1 pseudogene is annotated in these 659 nt (G+C 33.2%); it reads right to left on the reverse strand.

What is annotated here, in order from left to right:
• Positions 1–18: 18 nt before the first annotated feature.
• Positions 19–512 (reverse strand): annotated as a pseudogene (locus tag V7149_RS24660) (SRPBCC family protein).
• Positions 513–659: the final 147 nt, after the last annotated feature.

Below are 659 nucleotides of genomic sequence, written 5' to 3' on the forward strand. Positions count from 1 at the left end.
TAGATGGTTTTGTGCAGTTTATTTTATAGGTTGGCAACATAAACTGCCTTCACCTTTTTCAAGAGCAGACTTTAAGCTACTTAGAACACCCAACCAAGCCATTTGATGCCAGTCAAATGCTTCTTTCCAATTATCATCTTCTTTAAATCCAGTATGTTCAACAATTACTTTTGTAGAATCGGTATCAACTGGTTTAAAACTAACATTAACAGTTGTTAATTCATTTTCATTATTCATTATAGTTTCAAATTGATCTGGGCCTTTCCAAGTGAATCGTAACTCTTTTTCATCAACAAGTTTAATAATCTTGCAACCTTTTGTATTCATACCAGTTTTATTTCCAGGAATAAAATAAAGTTCATAGGACCCACCTTCCATAGCTTCAACTACTGTTTCAGGTGCGAACCATTCAGAAACTCGTTCAGATATTGTCCAAGCGTACCAAACTAAATGTAGGGGGCATTAATGGTAACCTCATTAGTAATGGTTCTATTATTTGAAGTGGTTGTCAAACCAAATCCTCCTTTTGGAATTATTTTTATTTGTAGAATATCATTAATAGCTATTTAAATAAAGAATCTTCTGATTTATTCAAAAGAAGAGATTGTACTTAAACTATTTGGCAGTTGTGCGGCCGAGCATAGGTCGTATCATATAAC

The organism is Bacillus sp. JJ1503 (assembly GCF_036965125.1).
Lineage (GTDB): Bacteria > Bacillota > Bacilli > Bacillales > Cytobacillaceae > Cytobacillus.